The organism is Paractinoplanes atraurantiacus (assembly GCF_900215205.1).
GTDB classification, from domain to species: Bacteria; Actinomycetota; Actinomycetes; order Mycobacteriales; family Micromonosporaceae; genus Actinoplanes; species Actinoplanes atraurantiacus.
Window position 1 is genome coordinate 199,961 of sequence record NZ_OBDY01000001.1, and the last position, 18,577, is coordinate 218,537.

Consider the following 18,577-nt stretch of genomic DNA (forward strand, 5'->3'; position numbering starts at 1 on the left):
ATTTTCAGACTCATGACCGAGACACCTCGCGGAGCACTGCCGGTCCCGTACGTGCCCGGCATGTCCGGATTGTCGGTCATGGCCCGTGGGGGATACGCGACCGTCTATCGGGCGATGCAGGACTCGGTCGGCCGTGAGGTCGCCATCAAGGTGGAAAATCGCCGCCTCGAGAGCGACCGCGACCAGGCCCGCTTCCTCCGCGAGGCGCGCGCCGCGGGCAAGATGTCGTCCCATCCGCACGTGGTCGACCTCTTCGACGTCGGCGTCACCGTCGACCAGCACCCCTACCTGATCATGGAGCTGTGCGACGGGTCGTACCTGGACCGGATGCGCCGGGCCCCGCTCGACGCCGAGGAGGCCCGCGACCTCGGCATCAAGATCTCGGACGCGCTGATCCACTCGCACGCCAACGGCGTGCTGCACCGCGACGTGAAGCCGGCCAACATCCTCTACTCCGAGTTCAACTCGGCCGTGCTGGCCGACTTCGGCCTGGCCGTGCTGGGCGAGATGCGCGACTCGTCGGTCACCCTCGAGGTGCTCACCCCGGCCTACGCGCCGCCCGAGATGTTCCGGCACGACGACCCGTCCGACGCGGTCGACGTCTACGCGCTCTGCGCCACCCTCTACGCGGTGATGCGCGGTCGCCCGCCGCGCTGGGACGGCGACCGCAGCCCCAGCCTGATCACCCTGATGGACCTGTTCCACCAGCCCATCCCCGACCTGCCCGGCGTGCCGCCCCAGCTCACCCAGGTGCTGCGCTACGGCATGGCCAACGACCCCAACTCGCGGCCGACCGCACGGCAGCTGCGCGACCTGCTCACCGCCGTGCAGCTCGACGGCCCGTCGCAGCACATCCCGCCGCCGCGATATTCGCACGGCGACGAGACGCCGACCGTGCGCACCGTCAAGCAGACCAAGCGCAAGTGGCTGTTCGGCCTACTCGGGAGCGAGGACCGCTAACAGCTCGCCGGTGTCCACCTCGGTGCCCGGGTGCACCGGCAGCGACGCCACCACCCCGGCGCTGGGCGCGTGCACCGGATGCTCCAGCTTCATCGCCTCCAGGGTGAGCAGCAGCTCCCCGGCGCGCACCCGCTGACCGGGCACGACCAGCACCCGGCGGACGGCGCCGGGCAGCGGGGCGATCAGCGAGCCCTCCACCGCGTCGGGCGCCGGGAGCGGGAAGCGCGACAGCTCCCGCAGCGCCACCGAGCCCTCCGGGCTGTCCACGTACGAGACCTCGCCCACCCGGTGCACGTTGAAGGTCAGCCGGATGCCATTGACGTCGAGCACGACCTGCTCGTCGCCGGCCCGCACGACCACGGTCTCCGGATAGTCGGCGACCACCGGGGCCTGGCCCAGCCCGGCCAGGTCGAGTTCCTCCGGGTCCACCGTGCGCACCCACCAGCCGGCCAGCTCGCCGTGCCGGTTCATCCGGTAGCCGACCTCGACCGGGCCGGCCGGTCCGTCGTAGACGGCCGTCTGCGAGCCCGAGGGCACGTTGCGCCATCCGGACGGCACGGCCGCGAGGACGGCGGCCTCGGCGCGGCGGGCCGCGGCTCCGGCCAGGGCCGAGGCCAGGCACGACAGCCGTACGGCGTCGACCGCCGACAGGAGCGGGGCGAACACCTCCGGGCGCCGGTCGAGGAAGCCGGTGTCCACGTCGCCCGTGCGGAAGGCGTGGTGCCGCAGAGCCCGTACCAGAAGATCGCGGTTGGTGGCCACGCCGTGGATCTGCGAGCGGGTCAGCGCGGAGGCCAGCATCCGCGCCGCCTCCTGCCGGGTCGGCGCCCAGGCCACCAGCTTGGCCAGCGTCGAGTCCTGGTGGGCGGCGATCACCGAGCCGTCCTCGACGCCGGCGTCCAGCCGCAGGCCGGGCGCGGGCAGCGGGCGGAACCGGCTCGCCACGTCCGGCACGGCGAAGCGGTGCAGCGTGCCGGTGGCCGGGAGCCAGGCGTACGCCGGGTCCTCGGCGCACACGCGCACCTCGATGGCGTGCCCGCGGATCGGCGGCGGGCCCGGCATCGGCAGGCTGCCGCCCTCGGAGACCAGCAGTTGGAGGCGGACCAGGTCGTAGCCGGAGACGCACTCGGTGACCGCGTGGTCGGCCTGCAACGTCGGGGTGAGCTCCATGAACCAGAAGTCGCCGCGCGCGTCGAGCAGGAACTCGACCGCGCCCGCGCCGACGTAGCCTAGGGCGCGCACGGCGACGATCGCGGCCCGGCACAGCTCCTCGCGCAGCCCCGGGTCGACGGCCGGCGACGGCGTCTCCTCGACGATCTTCTGGTAGCGGCGCTGGATCGAGCACTCGCGCTCGCCGAACGGCACCACCGCGCCGTGCTCGTCGGCCAGGATCGGCACCTCGATGTGGCGCACGTCCTCGACGTACGGCTCGCAGTAGACCTCGCTGCCCACCTCGCGGCGGGTCGAGGCGATCGCCTCGGCCAGCGTGGTCGCGTCGCGCACCACGCGCAGGCCGGTGCCGCCGTTGCCGGTGTCCGGCTTGATCAGCACCGGGAAGCCGGGCACCTGGGCCGGGTCGGTGTAGCTCGGCAGGACCGGCACCCGGGCCTCGGCCACCAGCGCCTTCGTCTCGGTCTTGCTGCGCAGGATGCCGAGCGTCTTGGCCGGCGCGCCGACCCAGATCATGCCGGCGTCGGCCACGGCCGAGGCGAAGTCGGGATCCTCGGCCAGCTCGCCGTTGCCGGGGTGGATGGCGTTCGCCCCCGAGCGCTGGGCGGCGGTGATGATCAGATCGCCGCGCAGGTACGACGACCGGGGCGTGCCGCCATCGAGGCGTACGGCGTAGTCCGCCTCCCCGACGTGCGGCGCGTCGGAATCGGCGTCGGAGTAGACGGCGACCGTCTCGATGCCGACGAGGCGGCAGGTGGCGAACACCCGGCGGGCGATCTCACCACGGTCGGCCACCAGAAGACGTCGGATCACTGGTCTACCTTTCCGGGTCGGAACACGCCGATGTGCCCGGCGCCCTCGACGGCCGCGCTGTGCGCGGCGGAGAGGCAGAGTCCGAGGACGGTACGCGTGTCGCGGGGGTCGATGGTGCCGTCGTCGTCGCCGTTCGCCACCGGGCCGTCGGCCGGCCAGCTGAACGCGAAGCGGGGGTCACCGGTGCGGCCGCTGTTGAGGGCGAACAGCGGCACTGTGGAGTGCGCGAGCGCGTCGATCTCGCCCGGGCCGAACGACTCGGCGGTCTCGTCGTGCTGAATCAGCAGCAGCGACGTGTCGGTGGCGTTGGCGAGCTGGATGAAGTGCACGGCCTTCTGGGTCTCGGCCGGGGTGTGCGGCGCGCCCGAGGCGGCCAGCACGCCGACCGGGTAGCCGTGCAGCTCGCCCCAGCCGGCCAGCAGGGCGGTGCCGACCGCGGGCTTGAACTCGTCGAAGTCGCTGCCGTCCAGGATGCGGGCGAGCAGTTCCCGGGGGTCGTAGAGGGTGGTGAGGGCGAGCAGGTCCTCGGCGTCGTACTTGGGCTCGATCGGCGGGAAGCTGCGCGGGCGCGGGCCGCGCTTGCGCCAGTTGAGCCGGCGCACGCACTGCCGGGCCAGGCGCAGCCCGTCCCGCTCGTCCTCGGCCAGCTGATCGGCGACGTCCTTGGTGGCCCGGGCCGGCTGCGGCTTGACCGTGATCGTGTAATCGGAGAGTGCGGGCAGATAAGCGGCGATCCCCTCGGCCGGGCCGAAGACCACGCAGATCGCGGGCACCCGGTCGGCGGCCAGGCGGCTCAGGTCACGGGCGATGCCGCCGCGCGGCTGCGGGCCGCCGGGCGCGGTCTCGGCGGCCGACTCGACGAGGTTCACCAGCGGCAGCCGATTGCACGAGGCGATCCGCGCGGCCCGGCGGATCTTCTCGACGGCGTACGGGTTCACCGGTCCACCGTCGACGGTGGGATCGGTGGCGATGATCATGCATTCGACGCCCTCGACCGCGCCGATGCCGGTGACCACGCCGGCGCCGACCGGGAACTCGGTGCCCCAGCCGGCCACGGGCGAGAGCTCGAGGAACGGGCCGTCCTGGTCGAGCAGCATCTCGATGCGCTCGCGGGGCAGCAGCTTGCCGCGCGCGTGGTGGCGGGTGACCGCCCGTTCGCCGCCGCCGGCCCGGGCCTCCTCCAGCGCGGCCTCGAGCCGGGCCAGCCGGTCCGTGGCGGTGCCGCAGCCCTCGAGGTAGCCGGGGGTGCGCGCGTCGAGGGCAGTGTCCAGCACGGTCACGATGGAACCCCTGCCATGTTCAAAGCCGCGCCTCTCGTATCCGCCGGTGCCTCTCGACCACCTCCACAACGAGTGGTCGAGCGGGTGCGACACGGATGCGAAAGCCGCGGCTTTGTAGCCTTTTCAGGGGTTATGCACGCGTTTGAGGGGCTGCCCGATGGGCAGCCCCTCGAAGTTCACGCCGCTGTTAGACCCGAGCCCGTCGAGCGAGACGCTCGGGGTCGAGAATGATGACGCTCTTGCCGTCGAGCCGCAGCCAGGCGCGGGAGGCGAAGTCGGCCAGGGCCTTGTTCACCGTCTCGCGGGACGCGCCGACCAGCTGGGCCAGCTCCTCCTGGGTGAGGTCGTGGGTGACACGCAGCACACCGCCGTCGCGGGTGCCGAAACGACCGGCCATCTGGAGCAGGTTTTTCGCCACGCGGCCGGGCACGTCCGTGAAGATCAGGTCGGCCAGCGCGTCGTTCGTGCGCCGCAGACGACGGGCCAGCACCCGCAGGAGCTGCTCGGCGATCTCCGGGCGGTTGTTGAGCCACGGGCGGAGCGACGTCTTCTTGAGCCGGGCCAGCCGGGCATCGGTCACCGCGGTCGCGGTGGCCGTGCGGGGACCGGGGTCGAACAGGGACAGCTCGCCGACCATGTCGGAGGGGCCCATGATCGAAACCAGGTTCTGCCGGCCGTCCGCGGCACGGCGTCCCAGTTTGATCTTGCCGGACAGCACGATGTACAGGCTGTCACCGGCCTCGCCCTCGTTGAACAGGACGTCGCCCTTACGGACTTCGACCGTGTCCATCTCCTTGGCGAGCGCCTCGGCCGCCTCCGGGTCAACACCCTGGAAGATTCCGCTGCGCGCCAGTACCTCATCCATCTGCGCACCTCCGAACACGCGCAACGCCTGCGCTCGATCAGTCTAGGCGCACGCGGGCGGGAATCGGGCGGGCACCCCTCGATCTGAATACCGCAGGGTAACCGTTCCGACCGTGACGGGCTGTGCATTTCGTCGCTTCAGGTGGGCGACGACGAGCCATTCGACGGGTCGTCCGCGTAGCAACCCGAAGGTATCGTCGCGGTCGATGAATTCCCACCCCCCGCATCGAAGGCAGGGTCTTTTCGGCCGCCCTGTCCTGACAATCACGATTGTCCTGGCGGCGCTGGCCGGTATAGCTGCCGGAAGTGTCGCATTCGCGAATCGCGACGACGGTTCCGCCGACTCGAAATGGCAGCAGCCCGGAGCCGTCGCGGCGCCCGCCTCAGGCAAGCCGGCGCCCACCACCGAGTCGGGTCAGGTCGTGGCGGAAGACACCATCACACTCTCCGCGACCGGCGACATCATGATGAGCAACGCCCCGAGCAAGATGCCGCCGAACAACGGCGAGGGCTTCTTCGACTCGGTGAAGGCGAGCCTCGCCTCCGATCTGGTCATGGGCAACCTCGAGCAGCCACTGACCGAGGACACCGGCACGTCCAAGTGCGGGCCCGGCTCGGGCAACTGCTTCGCGTTCCGCTCGCCGCCGTCGTACGTCCAGCACCTCAAGGACGCCGGCTTCGACCTCGTCAACACGGCGAACAACCACGCCAAGGACTTCGGCGCCAAGGGCGCGGCCAACACGAGGGCCGCCCTCGACGAGGCCGGCATCAAGGCGACCGGCAACTCCGAGGAGATCACCGTCGTCGACGTCAAGGGCGTCAAGGTCGCTGTCGTCGGCTTCGCGCCGTACACGGGCCTGAACAACCTGAACGACGTCGAGGGGGCGGCGGCGCTCGTCGAGAAGGCCAAGGGCGAGGCCGACCTGGTCGTCGTGCAGGCCCACCTGGGCGCCGAGGGCGCCGAGAAGACGCACGTCAAGCCGGGCACCGAGATCTTCTTCGGCGAGAGCCGGGGCGACCCGATCAAGTTCAGCCACGCCATGATCGACGCCGGGGCCGACGTCATCATCGCCCACGGGCCGCACGTGCTGCGGGGTATGGAGTTCTACAAGGGCAAGCTGATCGCCTACAGCCTGGGCAACTTCGCCGGCGGCGGCAAGACGCTGAGCCGGACCGGCGTGCTCAAGTACGGCGCGATCCTGCAGGTGACGCTTGGCAAGGACGGCTCCTACGCGGGTGGGAAGCTGTTCTCCTCGTACATGAACAGCAACGGCCTGCCGACCCGGGACACCGCGAACGAGCAGAGCCGCAAGATGGTCGCCCAGCTCAGCAAGGCCGACTTCGGCGCGACGGCGGCGAGCATCGGCGAGGACGGCACGATCAAGCCCGCGGGGTGACGGGCGACGTACTCTTTAGCGGTGGATCTGGTGGTGCGGTCGGTCAAGCGGTTCGCGGGGGAGACGCCCATCGGGCGCAAGAGGCGGGCGCGCAAGATGGCCCGGGTCCTCGCCGAGACACACCCCGACGCGCACTGCGAGCTCGACTTCACCAACCCGCTCGAGCTCGCGGTCGCGACCGTCCTGTCCGCGCAGACCACCGACGTGCGGGTCAACCAGGTGACGCCCGGGCTGTTCGCGCAGTACCGGACGCCGGCCGACTACGCGTCGGCCGACCGGGCCCGGCTCGAGGAGACGCTGCGCCCGACCGGTTTCTTCCGGGCCAAGACCGACTCGCTGATCAAGCTGGGCAACGCGCTCGTCGAGCGCTACGACGGCGTGCTGCCCAACAAGCTCGATGACCTCGTGTCGCTGCCCGGCATCGGGCGCAAGACGGCGAACGTGATCCTGGGCAACGCCTTCGGGGTCCCCGGCATCACCGTCGACACCCACTTCCGGCGGCTGACCAACCGCTTCGGCTGGGTGCAGGAAGAAGACCCGGTCAAGATCGAGTTTCAGGTGGCCGACCTGATCGAGAAACGCGACTGGACCATGCTGTCGCACCGGGTGATCTTCCACGGCCGCCGCGTCTGCCACTCCCGCAAGCCGGCCTGCGGCGCCTGCACCCTGGCCACCATGTGCCCGTCCTACGGCACCGGGCCGACCGAGGCCGCGCCCGCGGCCAAACTGCTCAAAGGCCCGCGCGCCCGGGAGCTGGCGGTCGCGGCCGGCGTCGACCCCGACCTCGTGCCGGCGGCCGCGGTGACCGCCCCGGACGTGCCGTGAGGCTCCCGCGCCTGCTGGCGGCGCCGCTGATCGTGCTGCTGCTGGCCGTCACCGCCGCCTGCGGCGGCGACGATGTGGCCTCCCCTTTCGATGACTGCTCCCAACTGACCGGCGCGGCGTCCCCCAACGATCTGCCCGACCTGAGCCTGCCCTGCTTCACCGGGGACTCGCCGGTATCGCTGCGCTCCTTGAAGGGCCCCGCGGTGATCAACATGTGGGCGTCCTGGTGCGGTCCCTGCCGGGCCGAGCTGCCGGTCATGCAGAAGCTGTCCGACTCGGGGAAGGTGACGGTGATCGGTGTCGACACCGGTGACAGCCGCTCCGACGGGGCCGACTTCGCCTCCGGCAAGGGCGTCACGATGCCGACCCTGTTCGACGCCGACCAGGAACTGGTGCACAAGCTGGAGCGCATCAACCTGCCGGTCACCGTCTTTCTTGACGCCGACGGCAAGTCGACCATGCACATCCTTCCCCTGGACGCTGAAACCCTGGCCGAGCAGGTCGACAAGCTGTTCGACGTGAAGGTGGCCCTGTGATCCCCGCCGATCTCCCGTCCTGGTTCGACCCGCTGCTCTCCCGCGTCGCCGACGCCCGCACCGAAGACTTCACGCCCCTGCGCGCGCCCGCCGGAGTCGGCCGGCCCAGCGCGGTCCTGGTCCTGTTCGGCGAGGGACCCGACGGGCCCGACCTGCTGGTCCTCCAGCGGGCCGCCACCATGCGCAACCACGCCGGGCAGGTCGCCTTCCCCGGCGGCGGCACCGACCCCGAGGACGCCGACGCCGCGGCCACCGCGCTGCGCGAGGCCAACGAGGAGGTCGGGCTCGACCCGTCCACGGCCGAGGTGCTGGGCGAGCTGCCCGAGCTCTACATCCCGGTCAGCGGCTTCGTGGTGACCCCGGTCCTGGCCTGGTGGCGCCACCCCCACCCGGTCTGCCCGCGCCAGCCGGCCGAGGTCGCCCATGTGGCGAGGTTGCCCATCGGTGAACTGGTCGACCCCGCGAACCGTATCCGGGTGCGGCATCCCAGCGGCTGGGTCGGCCCGGCCTTCCAGGTCAGGGGGATGCTGGTCTGGGGCTTCACGGCAGGGGTGATCTCGACGTTGCTCGACATGGGTGGCTGGACGAAACCGTGGGAGCCGGGAGCTCTCCTCGACCTGCCGGACGCGGCGGCCCCGGTGCCGGCCACCCGGGCCGGCGGGCCGGACGAGGTTCTGCCGTGAGTCCGTGCTGGCCCAGCGCCTCTACCCTGAGTGAGTGCCCGTGGTCGATGTACTCCTGATCGTGCTCATGCTGGTCTTCGCGATCAGCGGTTACCGCCAGGGTTTCGTCATCGGCGCGCTCTCGCTCGGCGGTTTCTTCAGCGGCATGCTGATCGGCCTCCAGCTGGGCCCGCTGATCGCCGAACGGTTCACCGACGACTGGGCCCGCCTCGTCGTCTCCCTGGTGGTCATCTTCGCGCTGGCGGTGCTCGGCCTGACCCTGGCCGGCTGGGTCGGGATAAGGCTGCGCCAGGCCATCACCAACAAGCCGTTGCAGATGGTCGACGACGCCGGCGGCGCGGTCATCTCGCTGCTGTCGGTGCTGGTCGTGGCCTGGCTGATCGCGGTGCCGCTGAGCACCACCCCGTTCGAGGGTCTCAACCGGGAGGTCCGCAACAGCGCGATCCTGCGCGGCGTCAACGACCTGATGCCCGAGCAGGTGCAGGACCTGTCCTCGGCGCTGAGCGAGACCCTGAACACCAACGGCTTCCCCGACGTCTTCGGCGGCCTGGCCCGCACGCAGGCCCGGGAGGTGGCGGCGCCCGACCCGGCGCTGAAGAAATCGGCCGTCGTGCAGAAGAGCAAAAGATCGGTCATCAAGGTTCTGGGTACGGCGCCGAGCTGCTCCCGGCGCATCGAGGGCTCCGGTTTCGTCTACTCCAACGAGCGCGTCATGACCAACGCGCACGTGGTGGCCGGCACCCGCGACGTCACGGTCGAGGTCAACGGGCGGCGCGAGGACGCGACGGTGGTCGTCTACGACCCCGAGCGCGACCTGGCGGTGCTCTACGTGCCGGGCCTGAGCGCGCCGGTGATGCCGTTCGTCAAGAAGCAGGCGGCCACCGGGGCCAGCGCGATCGTCCTCGGCTATCCGCAGGACGGCCCGTACGACGCCCAGTCGGCCCGGGTGCGCGACGTCGGCGACATCACCGGCCCCGACATCTACGAGGCCCGCGACGTGACCCGCGAGATCTACACGATCCGCTCGCTGGTGCGCAGCGGCAACTCCGGCGGCCCCCTGATCAACCCCGGCGGCCAGGTCGTCGGCGTGATCTTCGCGGCCGCGGCCGACGACAAGAACACGGGATTCGCCCTCACCGCGGCCGAGGCCGCCCCGGTCGCCTCAGCCGGCGTCAGCCGCACCCGAGGCGTCAAGACCGGCGACTGCGCCTGACCCACCGCGCCTGAGCCACTGCGCCTGACCCATTTGCGTCTGATCCACTGCGCCCGGCCCACTGTGCCTGACCTACCGCGGCGGGTCAGGCGACCTCTGGCAGTCCCAGCCGAGCCGAAAGAACAGACCCCGCCGGTCGAAGACTGGCCGGATCCCGGCGATCCGCCGGGCCCGGTATCACTGCGTACCGAGAAAGAAGCGCTGGTCGACGGCATCGTCGAGCGTCTCTTCATCGGGGGCGAGCCGCCGCGCGGAAGCTGGAGGTCCTGACCGCAGCCGGGTTCCCTAGGTGTGCAACTGCCGGAGATCGTTTACACCTGGGTCTGAGTCTTCTGCTTAAGGCGTTCGTAGGGCGTCTGACCGTCCAGGGCGCCGTGCGGGCGGTGGTAGTTGTAGTAATCCTCCCATTCACGCAGCTTGTCGTCGATGACGACGCCGTCCAGCATGCGGTAGAACTCTTCGGCGTCGATGCGGTGCGAGCGCTCCACCTTGCCGTTGAGGTGCGGGATGCGGGTTTGATGTAGGTGTGCGCGATGCCTTTGTCGAGCACGTGCCGGTGGAACTCGGTTTGGAACTCGGTGCCGTTGTCGGTCTGGATGACCTCGACGCGAAACGGCAGGCGTTGCGGGACGTAGTCGATGAACTTGAGGTCGGCCTGGAGCCGGTGGCCGGGAAGTGGCTTTTCGTAGCGCTTCCAGCGTTTCTCGCGGCTGGTGTAGCGCTGGGAGGCGGGCAGCCGGTTGAGGCCGAGGCGGACCAGGATGTTGTAGATCGCGGAGCTGGTGATCGTGATGTCGTGGTACCGCTTCAGGTACATCTGAATCTTGACTGGGCCGAAGTGGTAGTTCTGCCGCAGGTAGACGATCTTGTGCACGATGTCGGCGTGGGTGGCGTTCGGGCAATGATGCGGCGCGCTCGAACGGTCTCGCAGGCCGGCGAGGCCCTCATCTTGGTAGCGGCGTTGCCATTTGTAGAAGGTCGGCCGGCTGATGCCGTAGTAGCGGCAGGTCCGGGCGACGTTGCCGGTGACTTCCTGCTTCTGTTCCAGCGATGGAGGCACGAAATCTCCTATGGATAGGAGACCCGAAAGTGTCAACAAGGTCCGGCAGTTTTAGACCTAGGGCACGCGCGCTGGACCCGCTCAACGCGCTGATGGTCTCGTCATCGGCCATGCCCGACGCCGAAGCGACGCTCGGTGAGCGGCTCAGCTGTGGCGGCGTTGCTTTCTGGACGGGTTCGCTGTGTCAGGTTGTGCCGGCGAAGCGGCGGATCGTCAGCAGGGCGGCGACCGCCGAGACGACGAAGAGGATCGCGGCGGCCCACCAGTTGTGGTGGGACGAGACCGGGGTGGCGATGATCGGGGCGGCGCCGCCGCCGGACTCGGGACCGTCGGCGCGCGGGGTCAGCGGGGTCAGGGCGTCGGGGGCCGACTGGGCCTGGCCGGGGACCGGGGCGCTGCCGAAGCGGGCGACGCCGGGCGACGGGTTGGTGTCGAGCGGGTTGTCGAGCACGGCCGGCAGCGAGGCGGTCAGGGCGGCCACCGGGTTGACCATGCCGTAGCCGAAGGTGGCGTCGCGGCCGGGAGCGCCCAGGTCCTTCGCCGTGCGGATGATGCGGTTGATGACCTCGCCGGCCGGCATCTCGGGCCAGCGCGAGCGGATCAGGGCGGCCGTCGCCGAGACCATCGGCGCGGCGAAGCTGGTGCCCTGGACCTTCCAGTACGTGCCGCCGGCGCGGGCGCCGACCAGCTGGGTGGCGGGCGCGGTGACCACCGTTTCCCGGCCGGTGATCGAACCCGACCAGAGCGACGTGCCATCACGCTCGGTGCCGGCCACGGCCAGCACGCCGGGCTCGCGCGCCGGGTACCACACGTCGGTGCCGGACGAGGCGCTCGTGTTGCCCGTGCAGGCGATCACCACGACGTCCTTGGCGAACGCGTAGTCGAGGGCGGCGGCCAGGGCGGCGCTGCTGCCGTTGCCGCCCAGCGAGAGGTTGATGACGCGAGCGCCGTGGTCGACCGCCCAGCGCACGCCGCGCGCGACGATCAGGGCGTCGTCGTAGCGGTTCTGCTCGTCCAGGACCCGTACCGGAAGAATCTTGGCTTTGGGCGCAATGCCGACGACGCCGTTCTGATCGTCGTTGCGGCCGGCGATGATGGCCGAGACCGTGGTGCCGTGACCGACCAGGTCGCTGTCGCCGTCACCCTGCGGGTCGACGAAGTCGTGGCCGGGCAGGACCTGGCCCTGGAGGTCGGGGTGGGTGGCGTCGACGCCGGAGTCGATGACGGCCACGGTGACGCCGGAACCGTCGGCATAGGTCCACGCGTCGGGGACGTCGAGCGTCTCCAGGTGCCACTCGTCGTCGCGCACCGAATCGGAGAGCAGCGGGGCCGGCTCGGCGTGGGCGGGCGTGGCCGGGAGGCCCAGCGCGAAGACCCCGGCGACGGCGGCGGCCAGCAGCCGGCGCGCACGCACGGGTGCACGCCATGACTTCCTGCTCGCAACGCTCACGGTCGCATCGCCATTCTCGGTCCGGACGGTCGATGCAGATTACTCCGAAACCGCGCCCGTTGGTCGCGATCGGTCGATGTCAGTCGCACCGTCAGTCTGTTAATTCCCGGGTCGGCTCAGTACGGAGGCAGGTGCGCCAGCTGGATCAGGCGCACTCCCTCACGCCGCGTGAGCAAACGCCCACGCCCCGGTGGCATCAGCGCCGGCCGGATCGGGCCGATCAGCGGGCCCTCATCGGACGGGCCGGACATCACCAGGCCGGGCGCCGACAGCTCGCGCAGCCGCTGGATCACCGGCTCGTAGAGCGAGCGGCTGGCGCCGCCGGCCCGCCGGGTGAGGATCAGGTGCAGGCCGATGTCGCGGGCCTGCGGCAGATATTCGAGCAGTGGCGTGAGCGGGTTGGTCGGGCCGGCCACCACCAGGTCGTAGTCGTCGACCAGCACGAACAGCTCGGGCCCGGTCCACCAGGAACGCTCGCGCAGCTGCTGGGCGGTCACGTCCGGACCGGGCAGCCGGCGTTCCATGTATCCGGCCACCGACTGCATCAGCTCCAGGGTCTTGGGCGCCTGGATGCCGTACCCGATGCGGTGTTCCGACTCAGGCAGGTCCATCAGGCTGCGCCGGTAGTCGACCAGGATGATCCGGGCCTGTTCAGGCGCGAGCCGCTGGGTGATCGTGGTGGCCAGGGTGCGCAGGAAGGTCGACTTGCCGCACTCGGCGTCGCCGAAGAGCAGGAAGTGCGGGTCGGAGGCGAAGTCGATCTCGACGGGCCGCAGGTCGGTCTCGGCCAGGCCGATCGGCATGCGCAGGCCGGTGCCGTTCTCGGCGCCGAGATCGGCGTACGGCACGAGGGCCGGCAGCAGGCGCACCTTCGGCGCGCTCGGCCCGTGCCAGTTGGTGGCGATCTCCTTCACCAGGTCGCTCGTGTCGGCCATCGTCGACAGCTGAGGCCGCACAGTAAGAAGGTGCAGCGCCTTGTTCTTGTCGGTCGGGTGCTCCTTGATGCCGCGGCCGGGCTTTTCGGGCACGGTCATCGCGGCCCGCCGGTTGATCGACGAGTCGCTGGGGTCGCCGAGCCGCAGCTCGACCCGGGAGCCGAACAGGTCGCGGATGCCGGGCCGGAAGTCCATCCACCGCGAGCTCGCCGCGACCACGTGGATGCCGTAGGAGAGACCGCGGGTGGCGATGTCGGTGATGACCGGATCGAGCTCTTCGAACTCCTTGCGTACGGTGGACCAGCCGTCGACGACCAGGAAGACGTCGCCGAAGGGGTCGTCGTCGGCGCTCGGGTTGGCCGGGTTGGCCCGCCGGCGGCGGTACGACGCCATCGAGTCGATGCCCAGGCTCGCGAAGCGCGCCTCCCGCTCGGCGAGCAGAGTGGACACCTCACCGACCGTACGCCGGACGCCCACCGTGTCGAGACGGCCCGCCACGCCGCCGACGTGCGGGAGATCGCGCAGCGTGCCCAGCGAGCCGCCGCCGAAGTCGAGGCAGTAGACCTGCACCTCGGCCGGGGTGTGTGTCAGGGCCAGCCCGCAGATCATCGAGCGCAGCGCGGTCGACTTGCCGCTCAGCGTCGAGCCGACCACGGCCACGTGACCGGCCGCGCCCGACAGCTGGAGCCACATCACCTCGCGCACCTGCTCGCGCGGGCGGTCGACCAGCGCGATCGGCACCTGCAGGGCGCCGTGCAGCTCGGGGTTGGCGAACGCGAGGCCGCGGACCGGGTCGGCGACGACCGGGCCGAGTAGCTCGTCGAGCGCTACCGACTGGGTGAGCGGCGGCAGCCAGACCTGGTGGGCCGGGGGGCCCTGGCCGCCGAGCCGGTCGACCATCACGTCGAGCACGCTCTCGCCGGCCGGGGTCAGCTCGGGTTGCGGCTCGACCGGCTTCACCGGCTTCGGCGCCGGAATGTAGCGGGTCGTGTACGCCAGCACCTGCGGGTCGGCACCGGCGCCACCCGGCGCGGTGCGGGCGCCCGCTTTGCGCAACGGCCCCGAGACGTACGCCGCCTTGAAGCGCAGCAAAGGCTCCGTGCCGAACTTCAGATAGCCGTGCCCGGGCGAACGCGGCAGCTCGTACGCGTCGGGGACGCCGAGGACCGCGCGTGACTCCAGCGCCGAGAAGGTCCGCAGACCCACCCGATAGGACAGATGGGTGTCGAGCCCGCGCAGCCGTCCCTCCTCGAGCCGCTGGCTGGCCAGCAGCAGATGGACGCCGAGCGAGCGGCCCAGCCGTCCGATCTGGACGAACAGGTCGATGAAGTCGGGCTTGGCCGAGAGCAGCTCGGAGAACTCGTCGCAGATGACCAGCAGCGACGGCAGCGGCGGGAGCGCGGCCCCGCCGGCGCGGGCTTTCTCGTAGTCGCGCAGGCTGGCGTAGTTGCCGGCCTTGCGCAGCACCTCCTGCCGCCGGACCATCTCGCCGTCGATCGCGTCCACCATGCGGTCGACCAGCGGCAGCTCGTCGGCCAGGTTGGTGATCACGGCGGCGGTGTGCGGCAGCCGGTCGAGTGAGGCGAAGGTGGCGCCGCCCTTGAAGTCGATCAGGACGAAGTTCAGCGTCTCGGAGGAGTGTGTGGTGGCGAGGGCCAGCACGAGCGTACGCAGCAATTCGCTCTTGCCGGATCCGGTGGCGCCGATGAGCAGGCCGTGCGGGCCCATGCCGTCCTGAGCCGACTCCTTGAGGTCGAGCTCGATCGGGCTGCCGTCCGCGCCCACGCCGATCGGCACCCGCAGCTTGTCGCGGTTGGGCCGCGGCATCCAGGCCCGGGCCACGCTGAACGTCTCGGGATCGCCGATGCCGAGCAGGTCGGCCAGGCCCATCTCGGTCGCGAGCGGGGTGTCCGACGACTTCGACATCGCGGCCAGCCGCAGCGGTGACAACCGGCGGGCGACCGCCTCGGCCTGCTCGACGCTGAGCCGGTCGGGCGTGCCGACCTCGGCCTCGTGCTCCATCGAATAGGTGTTGAGCAGCCGCCGGCCGCCGGCGCGGGCGACCTCGAGCACCAGCAGCGACCGGTCGAGCAGGCGCGGCGGCTGCTCGTCGAGGTCGAGCACGGTCACCCCGTCGATGCCGTCGTCGAGCTGGGTCGCGCCGCGCAGGTCGGCGCCGTCGAGGACGATCACCACGTGCGGGCTGCTGATGCTCGAGCCCATCGGGTTGAACCGTGGCCGGTTGCCGATCACGTCCTCGAGCAGCTTTTCCAGGTCGGGCCCGGAGCTGGCGACCAGCCGCACGTGGCCCAGCGCGTCGGTGCGCGACGGGTGCAGGTTGTGCGGGAGCCATTTGATCCACTCCCACTCGGCCCGGCGCTCGGGGCCGGCGCAGACGGCGACGATCAGGTCGTCGGGCGCGTGGAAGGTGGCGAGCTGGCAGATCACGGCCCGGGTCAGGTCGTGCACCGTCTTGTCGCCGCGCAGGAAGACCCGGGCGAAGCCGCGCAGGGAGGCCGCCACCGGCAGATCGGGGACCACCGAGTACGCGTCGAGGAAGCGCCGCAGCGCGCCCGCGGTCATCGGCTCGAGCTCGTCGAGCGGCCGGGTGACCGGCGGGATCAGGGGCGTGGCCAGCGTCTGGGGGCCGACCGCGAGCCGTACGACTCCGAAGTCGGGATCGCTGGTGCGCCGCTCCCAGACCCGGTGGCTGTTGGCCGTCGACCAGAGCTGGCCGGGGTCGGGATGGCGGTAGAGCAGGCCTTTGCGCTGCATGTCAGCGGTCTCGCGGACGCGCCGGCGCAGCCCGGCCAGGTGGCGCAGGTATTCGCGGCGGGCGGCCATCATCTCGGCCTTCTTGGGCGAGCCGCCGGCGCCGAAGCTGGTGGTCAGCATGGCGATCGAGGAGATGCCGAACAGGCCACCGATCACATAGGAGTACGCGCCGCCGCGGCCCTGGCCCATCATCATCGCCATGGCGACCGAGCCGCCGAGCATGGGCAGCGCCATCATGGCCTGCTGCCAGCGCCCGCCGGCCTGTTGCGGGATCTCGGGTGGCGGCTCGACAGCGATCTCCCCGGTCGGTATCTCCGGCGCCGGACGCCGTGCCGACCGTTTGATCACCACCGTACTCATGCCGCTTTATGTCCTTTTCGTCCACATTGGTGTACGCCCCCGTTGTGGCCCATCGTAGGTAAAGTCGGCTAGCTGGCGCATTCATCTCTTTTTCGGGAGTCGACGATCATGAGTATCGGGTTGGCTCGCGTCACCATCAGCGCTCCCCAGCGCCGCATCGACGTCGCGCTGCCCGAGCACGTGGCGCTCGCCGAACTGCTGCCCGAGGTGCTCCGCCACGCCGGCGAGGGCCTCGCCGACGACGGCGAGAAACACGGTGGGTGGGTGCTGCGGCGCACCGACGGGGTCGCGCTGGCCACCACCCAAGGTCTTTTCCCCCAGGGCGTACGCGACGGCGAGGTGCTCCATCTCGTACCGGCCCACGACGAGTGGCCCGAGCTCGAATACGACGACGTGGTCGAGGCGATCGCCGAGGGCGCCCGCCGCCGCGGCAGCTCCTGGACGCCGGCCTCCACCCGCACCGCCACGCTGGTCGCGGCCGGGGTGCTGCTGGCGGTCGGTCTGGTCGCGGTCCTGGCGGCCGGTCCCGGCTGGCCGGGCGCGGCCTATGTGGGGCTCGGGCTCGCGGTGATCCTCGCGCTGGCCGGGGTGACTGCTTCCCGGGCGTACGGGGACGCACGCGCCGGCGCCGCACTGGGTGCCTATGCGATGCCGTACGCGTTCGCGGGCGGCGCGGCCCTCGTCGCCACCGACGACCGGGTCGGCGTGTTCGGGCTGCTGCCCTGGCTCGGCGGCTCCGAACTGCTGGCCGGCTCGGTGGCGCTGCTGCTGATCGCGGCGCTCGGCGGTGTGGGTGTGGCGTCGTCGCTGCGCCTGTTCACGGCGGGCGGGGTGGTCGGGCTGTTCGGCGCGCTGACCGCGCTGGTCGCCATGGTCACCGACGCCGCGGGCGCGGCCGCGGTGCTGATCTCGGCGCTGGTCTGCGGCATCGGCGCGCTGCCCCTGCTGGCGATCCGCTTCGGCAAGATGCCCACGCCGCCGGTCACGCTGCCGACCGGCACCGACGCGTCCGAGGGCTTCACCGGCGCGATCTCGCTCGACACGGCGCGGGACCGCCCCGACCGGGCGACCGTCTTCGCGGCCGTGACCCGCACCGAGGAACTGCTGGCGGGCATGCTGCTCGGGCACGCGGTGCTCGCGGTGGCGGCGTTCGGGGTGCTGGCCGTGGCCGGCACGCTCTCGGCCCGAATCCTGATCGCGGTGTCGGCGGCGGCGCTACTGCTGCGCTCTCGGCTGTTCGTGACGCTGCGCCAGCGGGTGCCGCTGGTCGTGGGCGGGCTGGCCGGCGTGGGTGCGCTCGGCGCCGACCTGCTGCGCGGGGCCGGCCCGGCGATGCTGCTCGGGGTGACCGCGGCCGCGCTGGCGCTCGCCCTGATCACGGTGGTGGCCGGGGCGACGTACTCCCGCAAGCCGCCCTCGCCCTATCTGGGCCGCGCCGCGGATCTGCTGGACACCCTGGTGGTGGTGTCGGTGATTCCCGTGGCGTGCGCGGTGGTGGGCCTGTACGACGCGGTCGGCAACATCAGCCTGTGAAAAGCGGCCGCGTCGATCGACGCGGCCGCTCCTCTCAGGTCTTCTCAGTGCTCGTGGCCCTCGGCCTCGGCGGCCTCGGCCCGCTTGAAGGAGGCCAGGATCTCCTCCTCGGCCTCGACACGGCCGGTCCAGGTGGCGCCCTCGACCGACTTGCCGGGCTCCAGGTCCTTGTAGACCGTGAAGAAGTGCTGGATCTCCATCCGGTCGAACTCGCCCAGGTGGTGGATGTCGCGCAGGTGCTCCTGACGCGGGTCCTCGAACGGCACGCAGAGGACCTTGTCGTCGCGGCCCTTCTCGTCGGTCATGCGGTACATGCCGATCGCCCGGGCCCGGATCAGGCAGCCGGGGAAGGTCGGCTCCTGCACCAGCACGAGCGCGTCCAGGGGGTCACCGTCCTGGCCCAGGGTGCCCTCGATGAAGCCGTAGTCGGCCGGGTACTGCGTCGCGGTGAAGAGCGTCCGGTCCAGCCGGATGCGACCCGTCTTGTGGTCGACCTCGTACTTGTTGCGCTGGCCCTTGGGGATCTCAACCAATACGTCGAAATCCATTTATCTGCTCCCTTGTTCGCCCGCTGAAGAGAAGACCGGTCCGGCGGGCGGACAGGATCCGCGCGCAACGGTGTGCCGGATGTCGCTAGTCTCCCCTAAGTCCGACGCCGCGTACTAGGAGGGGCTCGTGGGGAGGCAAGACTCACACGACGGTCCCCGGCATGACGGCGTGTCC

The 18,577-nt window shown here is 71.0% G+C and carries 13 protein-coding genes and 1 pseudogene; 7 read left to right on the top strand and 7 right to left on the bottom strand.

Annotation, left to right across the window (positions count from 1 at the left end):
- Positions 1-12 precede the first annotated feature (12 nt).
- Positions 13-960: a serine/threonine-protein kinase gene (locus CRP55_RS00905; protein ID WP_097317534.1), complete on the top strand. Its 948-nt coding sequence runs from the start codon at positions 13-15 to the stop codon at positions 958-960.
- On the opposite strand, the gene CRP55_RS00910 is transcribed toward CRP55_RS00905, so the two are convergent.
- The 3 genes from CRP55_RS00910 to CRP55_RS00920 form a co-directional block, all read right to left on the bottom strand.
- Positions 937-2,943, bottom strand: a complete 2,007-nt coding sequence (locus CRP55_RS00910) for an ATP-binding protein (protein WP_097317535.1) — start codon at positions 2,941-2,943, stop codon at positions 937-939. The genes CRP55_RS00905 and CRP55_RS00910 overlap by 24 nt on opposite strands.
- A complete protein-coding gene (locus CRP55_RS00915; protein WP_097317536.1) occupies positions 2,940-4,223 on the bottom strand; it encodes a carboxyl transferase domain-containing protein in 1,284 nt (427 codons plus the stop codon). The genes CRP55_RS00910 and CRP55_RS00915 overlap by 4 nt, the downstream gene beginning before the upstream one ends.
- A gap of 187 nt (positions 4,224-4,410) precedes the next feature.
- A complete protein-coding gene (locus tag CRP55_RS00920) occupies positions 4,411-5,088 on the bottom strand; it encodes a Crp/Fnr family transcriptional regulator (protein ID WP_020515203.1) in 678 nt (225 codons plus the stop codon).
- Between the two features lie 205 nt (positions 5,089-5,293).
- Between CRP55_RS00920 and CRP55_RS00925 the strand changes: the two genes are divergently transcribed.
- The 5 genes from CRP55_RS00925 to CRP55_RS00945 are packed head-to-tail and all read left to right on the top strand — an operon-like array spanning position 5,294 to position 9,741.
- A complete protein-coding gene (locus tag CRP55_RS00925) occupies positions 5,294-6,484 on the top strand; it encodes a CapA family protein (protein WP_097317537.1) in 1,191 nt (396 codons plus the stop codon).
- A 27-nt stretch (positions 6,485-6,511) separates the two neighbouring features.
- Positions 6,512-7,309, top strand: a complete 798-nt coding sequence (nth, locus tag CRP55_RS00930; RefSeq protein ID WP_179855024.1) for an endonuclease III — start codon at positions 6,512-6,514, stop codon at positions 7,307-7,309.
- The gene (locus CRP55_RS00935) at positions 7,306-7,845 is read left to right on the top strand and encodes a TlpA family protein disulfide reductase (RefSeq protein ID WP_097317538.1); all 540 of its coding nucleotides are present in this window, start codon (positions 7,306-7,308) and stop codon (positions 7,843-7,845) included. Before nth ends, CRP55_RS00935 begins: the two co-directional genes overlap by 4 nt.
- Positions 7,842-8,528, top strand: coding sequence for an NUDIX hydrolase (locus CRP55_RS00940; protein WP_438865743.1), 687 nt, complete (start codon positions 7,842-7,844; stop codon positions 8,526-8,528). The genes CRP55_RS00935 and CRP55_RS00940 overlap by 4 nt, the downstream gene beginning before the upstream one ends.
- 34 nt (positions 8,529-8,562) lie before the next feature.
- On the top strand, positions 8,563-9,741 hold the full coding sequence (locus CRP55_RS00945) for a MarP family serine protease (RefSeq protein ID WP_097317539.1): 1,179 nt from the start codon (positions 8,563-8,565) through the stop codon (positions 9,739-9,741).
- Between the two features lie 311 nt (positions 9,742-10,052).
- Here the strand turns inward: CRP55_RS00945 and CRP55_RS56425 are convergent.
- The 3 genes and pseudogenes from CRP55_RS56425 to eccCa all read right to left on the bottom strand — a co-directional run bounded on the left by CRP55_RS56425 (position 10,053) and on the right by eccCa (position 16,321).
- Positions 10,053-10,813 (bottom strand): annotated as a pseudogene (locus tag CRP55_RS56425) (helix-turn-helix domain-containing protein).
- 172 nt (positions 10,814-10,985) lie between these two features.
- Positions 10,986-12,215 carry a type VII secretion-associated serine protease mycosin gene (gene mycP, locus CRP55_RS00955; RefSeq protein WP_097317540.1) on the bottom strand — a complete coding sequence of 410 codons (1,230 nt, stop codon included), beginning with the start codon at positions 12,213-12,215 and terminating at the stop codon, positions 10,986-10,988.
- A gap of 152 nt (positions 12,216-12,367) precedes the next feature.
- Complete coding sequence (gene eccCa / locus CRP55_RS00960) at positions 12,368-16,321, bottom strand: type VII secretion protein EccCa (protein ID WP_097317541.1); 3,954 nt, start codon at positions 16,319-16,321, stop codon at positions 12,368-12,370.
- A gap of 108 nt (positions 16,322-16,429) precedes the next feature.
- On the opposite strand from eccCa, the gene eccD reads away from it, so the two are divergent.
- Positions 16,430-17,854: a type VII secretion integral membrane protein EccD gene (eccD, locus tag CRP55_RS00965; protein WP_097317542.1), complete on the top strand. Its 1,425-nt coding sequence runs from the start codon at positions 16,430-16,432 to the stop codon at positions 17,852-17,854.
- A 44-nt stretch (positions 17,855-17,898) separates the two neighbouring features.
- Here eccD and CRP55_RS00970 read toward each other — a convergent pair whose 3' ends face one another.
- The gene (locus CRP55_RS00970; protein WP_097317543.1) at positions 17,899-18,402 is read right to left on the bottom strand and encodes an inorganic diphosphatase; all 504 of its coding nucleotides are present in this window, start codon (positions 18,400-18,402) and stop codon (positions 17,899-17,901) included.
- Positions 18,403-18,577 lie beyond the last annotated feature (175 nt).